Origin of the sequence: Pseudomonas sp. REP124 (assembly GCF_020164475.1) — a bacterium.
GTDB lineage: Bacteria > Pseudomonadota > Gammaproteobacteria > Pseudomonadales > Pseudomonadaceae > Aquipseudomonas.
On record NZ_JAIQWX010000240.1, the window covers coordinates 1 to 5,733 of the forward strand.

Annotated in this window: 6 protein-coding genes; 4 read left to right on the forward strand and 2 right to left on the reverse strand. The window is 59.4% G+C overall.

Going from position 1 to position 5,733, the window contains the following annotated elements; translation table 11 throughout:
* Positions 1–107: 107 nt before the first annotated feature.
* On the reverse strand, positions 108–776 hold the full coding sequence (locus tag K9857_RS29405; RefSeq protein ID WP_224541942.1) for a polysaccharide lyase family 7 protein: 669 nt from the start codon (positions 774–776) through the stop codon (positions 108–110).
* A 323-nt stretch (positions 777–1,099) separates the two neighbouring features.
* On the opposite strand from K9857_RS29405, the gene K9857_RS29410 reads away from it, so the two are divergent.
* The 3 genes from K9857_RS29410 to K9857_RS29420 are packed head-to-tail and all read left to right on the forward strand — an operon-like array spanning position 1,100 to position 4,100.
* On the forward strand, positions 1,100–3,223 hold the full coding sequence (locus K9857_RS29410) for a putative bifunctional diguanylate cyclase/phosphodiesterase (RefSeq protein ID WP_224541944.1): 2,124 nt from the start codon (positions 1,100–1,102) through the stop codon (positions 3,221–3,223).
* Between the two features lie 44 nt (positions 3,224–3,267).
* Positions 3,268–3,759 (forward strand): M48 family metallopeptidase, encoded by a 492-nt coding sequence (locus K9857_RS29415; protein ID WP_110965285.1) that lies wholly within the window; start codon positions 3,268–3,270, stop codon positions 3,757–3,759.
* A 44-nt stretch (positions 3,760–3,803) separates the two neighbouring features.
* Positions 3,804–4,100, forward strand: a complete 297-nt coding sequence (locus K9857_RS29420; RefSeq protein ID WP_175376622.1) for a helix-turn-helix domain-containing protein — start codon at positions 3,804–3,806, stop codon at positions 4,098–4,100.
* Positions 4,101–4,224: 124 nt separating this feature from the next.
* Here K9857_RS29420 and K9857_RS29425 read toward each other — a convergent pair whose 3' ends face one another.
* On the reverse strand, positions 4,225–4,677 hold the full coding sequence (locus K9857_RS29425; protein ID WP_224541946.1) for a GNAT family N-acetyltransferase: 453 nt from the start codon (positions 4,675–4,677) through the stop codon (positions 4,225–4,227).
* Between the two features lie 256 nt (positions 4,678–4,933).
* On the opposite strand from K9857_RS29425, the gene K9857_RS29430 reads away from it, so the two are divergent.
* Positions 4,934–5,671 (forward strand): substrate-binding periplasmic protein, encoded by a 738-nt coding sequence (locus K9857_RS29430; protein ID WP_224541948.1) that lies wholly within the window; start codon positions 4,934–4,936, stop codon positions 5,669–5,671.
* Positions 5,672–5,733: the final 62 nt, after the last annotated feature.

Genomic DNA, 5,733 nt, shown 5'->3' on the forward strand with positions numbered 1-5,733 from the left:
CATCTTTTTGGGGCCGCTTCGCAGCCCAGCGGGGGCAAGCCCCTCGCCACAGGGTATGCGTCCGACATCAGGACTCGTAGCTTCACGACAATAGAGGGTGCTATCGGTCATTTGTCGTGATCGATATCCAGCCTGCTGAACGTCACTTTCCCGCCCTCGCTGGTGTATCCGGTGTTGTCCTGCACATACACCCCGGCCTTGAAATACAACGGCTTGACCCGCCATGTCGCGCTGATCTGGGTGTCCCACTGGTAACCTGCGGCACTCAGGCCCAGGGCGCCGCCGGGGCTCAAATGGATCAGGTAGGAGAATTCGCGGTCCAGTTTAACGCCGGTGGCGATGGTGATTACCCGGCCTTCATCATCATCGGGATGCATGCGCACCTTGGCGACGATGTTGCCGGTCTGGGTCTTGGTCTTGTATTGATATTCGAGTTTGACCAGCGGCTTTTGGCTTTCATAGGCATGAATCTGGCCTATGACGATCTTGCCCGAGCTGGGCACCTGATTCACCGTTAGAGTGGCGTGCAACAGGTTGTCGGCGTCCGGGTAGTACCAGTTTTTAAGCGTGCCGTTGCTGTAGGTTTCCCGCAGTTCGGTGCGCGGATAGATCGCGTTTTCAGTTCGCGAACCGGTCACCGGGGACCAGAAAAACAGAGTGCCGGTATCGGAATGGAAATACTGATTCTTGTAGCCTTTGACCAGTTTGGAGGTTTCAACGGTGTACGGCGGACTGCCGACCGGAACGCTGAGGTTCCAGGACGCAAGGTCAATCATTGGCTAAGCTTCCACGAATTTTTTGCAGTACGGGCGTACCAGAAGCTCTAACACGCGCCTTTGACGGCGGCCTTTATAAACATAGAAGACTTTTTTGTTAATGCTGGCATCGCCGGATATGTGGCGTCAAAGAACTGTTAAAAAGCCATACTTCGCGGTTTTAGTGGCTTTCAGAGGCGACCGTTAGTCGGTAAATTAATGCCTTGGTTAAATGATGGCGCACTGACAGCTTCAGCTTTTTTGGATCCAGGTCTAGAGTGAAGCCATAGTATCTGTCCGGTTTTCACAAGAAACCGGCCTCGTCCCGAACAAAGAGAAGCAGCATGGAATGCGCGCAATCCCCGCCAATTGACGGCAACTCAACGTTATTGATCGTCGACGATTACCCTGAAAACCTGATCAGCATGCGCGCGTTGTTGCAGCGCCAGGACTGGCAGGTCATCACCGCTGCCTCGGGTTTCGAGGCGCTTAGCCTTTTGCTCGAACACGATATCGACCTGGTGCTGCTGGATGTGCAGATGCCCGGCATGGACGGTTTCGAAGTGGCGCGCCTGATGCGCGGCAGCCAGCGTACGCGGCTGACCCCGATCATTTTCCTGACCGCCAACGAGCAGTCTCAGGACGCCGTGATCAAGGGCTATGCCAGTGGCGCCGTGGATTATCTGTTCAAGCCGTTCGATCCGCAGATCCTCAAGCCCAAGGTCCAGGCGTTGCTGGAGCACCAGCGCAATCGCCGGGCCTTGCAGCGCCTGAGTCATGATCTGGAAGTCGCTCGCGCCTTTAACGCCTCGGTGCTGGACAATGCCGCCGAAGGCATCCTGGTGGTGAACGAGGGCGGCCTGATCAACTTCGCCAACCCGGCGATGTCGCGCCTGCTCAATGCCACCGTGCAGGAACTGCAGGGCAAGGAATTCCTGGATTTCCTGCAAAAGCCACACGTCCCCGTGTGGGCGGAGTCGGAGCTGCTGGACGGCTACAAGCGTGGCGAGACCTACCGCCTGCACGATGCGCTGCTGCGTACCGCGCGCGGGCAGCAAGTGCCGGTGGCATTGTCCTGCGCGCCGCTGCCGGCCGAGCAGCACGCGATGGTAGTGACGGTGCAAGACATGTCGGTGGTGCGCCACCTGCATCAGCAGCTGGAATTCCAGGCGGTCACGGACCCGCTGACCGGCTTGCTCAACCGCCGCGGCTTCTACCAGACCGTGGAAAACCTGTTGCTGCGCAGTGAGCACAACGACAGTGCCTGGGTGCTGATGTACCTGGACCTCGACGGCTTCAAGCGAGTCAACGACTCCCTAGGGCACGAATCGGGAGATCGCGTGCTGCGCTGGGTCTCCGAGCAATTGAAGGCCTGCCTGCGGCCGTTCGACATTCTCGCGCGCATCGGCGGTGACGAATTCACCGCGTTGCTCGACCTCGAATTCCCCGAGCAGGCCTCGCGAATTGCCGAGAAACTGATCGAGCGGGTGTCGATCTGTCAGCAGATCGACGGCCTGGATATCGCGCTCGGTGTAAGCATCGGCATCGCCACCTACCCCGATTGCGGGGCCAATCTGGACGGTCTGCTGCGTGCATCGGACATCGCGATGTACGAAGCCAAGCGCGCTGGCCGCCAGCAGTACCGCTTTTACGATCACGACATGAATGGCCGCGCCCGGTCCCGGCTGATGCTCGAAGAAAGCGTGCGCACCGCCATCGAGAATCGCGACTTCAACCTGGTCTATCAGCCCCAGGTGGCCATCGCCGATGGGCGGATCCGTGGTTTCGAAGCGCTTCTGCGCTGGCAGCATCCGAGTGTCGGTGACGTGCCGCCGGGTCTGTTCCTGCCTTTGCTGGAAGAGGCGCGGTTGATCAGCCGCCTGGGCAGCTGGATCTATCAACGCGGCGCAGGGCAGCGCAAAGCCTGGGAAACCCTGTTCGCCGAGGATCTGGTGCTGGGCGTCAGCTTGAGCAGCACTCAGTTCTCCATGCCCAATCTGGTGACCGAACTGCGCCAGGTGCTGGAGCGCCACGGCCTGCAACCTCGCCATCTGGAAGTCGAGGTGACCGAAGAGGCGTTGATGCGCCACCCGGAAGAAACCCGCAAGCAGCTGCGACTGCTGCGTAATCTGGGGGTGAGGGTGGCGCTGGATGATTTCGGTTCAGGGCCGTGCTCCCTGGCGCATCTGCGGGATCTGGAGCTGGACACGCTCAAGCTCGACCGTCACCTGATCGCGCGGATTCCCGAGTCTTCACGGGACGCCGCGCTGGTGTCCAATGTCATCGAACTGTGCAAGCGCTTCGGCATGCTGGTGATCGCCGAAGGGGTGGAAACCGTCGAGCAGTACGAGTGGCTGCAAGCCAACGGTTGCGAGTATGTGCAGGGTTTCCTGGTGGCGCGGCCGATGATGGCCGAAGACACCGAGCGCTTTGTGCAGCCCTTCGACTGGAGCGCGCTCAGCGGTTGAATTCGCTACACTGGCGACCTTTTCGTCATGTGTGTTGCCTTGCGATGACCGCGTTGAAATACCTCCAGGCTTATCCTGCTTCGCTGCAGGATCAGGTGCGCCAGCTGATCGCCGAAGGTCGGCTGGGCGACTACCTGAGCAAGCGCTACCCCGAGCAGCACGGTGTGCAGAGCGACAAGGCGCTGTACACCTACGCGCTGGACCTCAAGCAGGAATACCTGCGCAATGCCCCGGCCATCGACAAGGTGCTGTTCGACAACCGCCTGGACCTGACCCATCGCGCCCTCGGCCTGCACACCACCATCTCGCGGGTGCAGGGCGGCAAGCTCAAGGCCAAGAAGGAAATCCGCATCGCCTCGCTGTTCAAGGAAGCGCCCGCCGAATTCCTGAAGATGATCGTGGTTCACGAGCTGGCGCACTTCAAGGAATCGGATCACAACAAGGCGTTCTACAAGTTGTGCGAACACATGCTGCCGGGCTATCACCAGATCGAGTTCGATGTGCGGGTGTACCTGACCTGGCGGGACATGCAGTAGACAGATCTTCCGGACTTTTCATCTTCTGAAACAGAGGCGCATGGATGGACGTAAGCAAGACCAAAAGCAGCTTCTACCGCCGCCTGTACGTGGCCTACCTGATCGACAGCGGCCTGGCCAGCAGCGTCCCGGCATTGACCGAAGTTACCGGCATGCCAAGGCGTACGGCCCAGGACACCATTGCGGCGCTGGCGGATCTGGATATCGTCTGCGAGTTCGAACAGGAAGAGGGCGCCCGCAACCATGCCGGGCGCTATCGGATTCGTGATTGGGGAGCGATTGATCGGGGGTGGATCGAGCGGCATTTGCGGGGGATCAAAGAGGTTTTGGAGTATCCCTGAACCCCTGCGGTGACTGGTCTGACGCTATCGCGGGCAAGCCCGCTCCCACAGTGATTGCGGTTGAATTACACATCTGTGTTTCACCCGAGAACCTGTGGGAGCGGGCTTGCCCGCGATGGCGTCCTCAAAAGCGACGCATGCCTATATGTGGAATCCCGTCCTCGACATATTCTTCACCCGCCACCACAAACCCGTACCGCCCGTAATACCCCTGCAAATGCGCCTGGGCCGAGAGGTAGATCGGCATGTCCGGCCAGTGCTTTTGCGCCTGTTTCAACGCCTGCTCCATCATTTCATGCCCCAGCCCCTGGCCACGAGCCGCCGGTGAGGTCACGACCCGTCCGATCACCACGTCACCGCCCTGTAGCTCCGGATCGAGCAGACGCAGGTAGGCCACCAGCCGATCCTCGTCCCAGGCCATCAAATGGCAGGTGTCACCCTCCAGATCCTGGCCATCGATGTCCTCGTAGAAGCATTTCTGCTCGACGACGAACACCTCGGCGCGCAGCTGCAAGATCGCATACAGCTGCTGGATGCCCAGATCGCTGTGGTGTTTGCAGACCCATTCGATTGTCATGTTTTGATTCCCTGGAAACTTCTTCCAGATACTAAGCGTCCGAACGGTAGATGTCTTTATGGCGGAGAAATCTGTGACAAAGACCAAAATGCCATCATTCATTTCTCGCGCCACCGCCTACTTTGTGTAATCTGGATTGCAGCGATTTGCAGTGGCTTCAATGAACTAACGTTTTGCACCTGGGCGTGCCGGTAAGGGGCTTGGAGATTTAGCTGAAAAATACGTCGGGCACCCCGCCCGCTAAGGATTTTCGAGCATGCCGAGATTGCGTCGAGTCTTTGCTCTTATCGTTTTGCTGTTGCTGGCCCAGCACGCAGCAGCCGAGAAACTGCGCCTGGTGGCGGACGCCTGGCCGCCTTTCACTGACGCCACGCTGGTCAACGGTGGGTTGGCAACCGACATTGTCAGCACCGCACTGGCGCGAGCCGGCTATGCCAGTGATTTCGAGCAGGTGCCCTGGGCCCGGGCGCTGCTGGGATTGGGCGAAGGCCGGTACGACGTTCTGGTCAACGCCTGGTACAGCGAAGACCGCACCAAGCTTGGTCAGTTTTCCGGCGAGTATCTGCTGAATCGCATCCGCTTCATCAAGCGCAAGGATGCCCCCATCGAATACAACAACCTGCAGCAGCTGCACACCTACCCGGTGGCGATCGTGCGTGGCTATGCCTATTCGCCGGCGTTCGATGAAGACGAATCACTGCAGAAAGTGCCGGTCCACAACTTTGCCCTGGCCGTGCGCATGGTGGCCGCCGACAGGGTCAAGCTGACCCTGGAAGACGAGTACGTCGCCCGTTACTACCTGGCCCGGGAGTCGGCCAAGGTGCGCAATGCCGTGGAGTTTTTGCCCAGGCCGGTGAGTGAGAACAGCCTGCATATTCTGGTGAGCCTGAAGAATCCGAAGCATGCGCAGATCGTCGCCGGTTTTGACCGGGAGATTGCCAGGATGAAGGCGGATGGGAGTTATGCGCGTTTGCTCAGGCAGCATGGGATGTAGAGGGGCAGCTGCAAGATTGGTTATGTGGTGTCTGGTCTGGCGCCTTCGCGGGCAAGCCTCGC

Coding starts and splice junctions, on each gene's coding strand:
- K9857_RS29405 (WP_224541942.1), bottom strand. CDS start 776: ATGATTGACCTTGCGTCCTGGAACCTCAGCGTTCCGGTCGGCAGTCCG.
- K9857_RS29410 (WP_224541944.1), top strand. CDS start 1,100: ATGGAATGCGCGCAATCCCCGCCAATTGACGGCAACTCAACGTTATTG.
- K9857_RS29415 (WP_110965285.1), top strand. CDS start 3,268: ATGACCGCGTTGAAATACCTCCAGGCTTATCCTGCTTCGCTGCAGGAT.
- K9857_RS29420 (WP_175376622.1), top strand. CDS start 3,804: ATGGACGTAAGCAAGACCAAAAGCAGCTTCTACCGCCGCCTGTACGTG.
- K9857_RS29425 (WP_224541946.1), bottom strand. CDS start 4,677: ATGACAATCGAATGGGTCTGCAAACACCACAGCGATCTGGGCATCCAG.
- K9857_RS29430 (WP_224541948.1), top strand. CDS start 4,934: ATGCCGAGATTGCGTCGAGTCTTTGCTCTTATCGTTTTGCTGTTGCTG.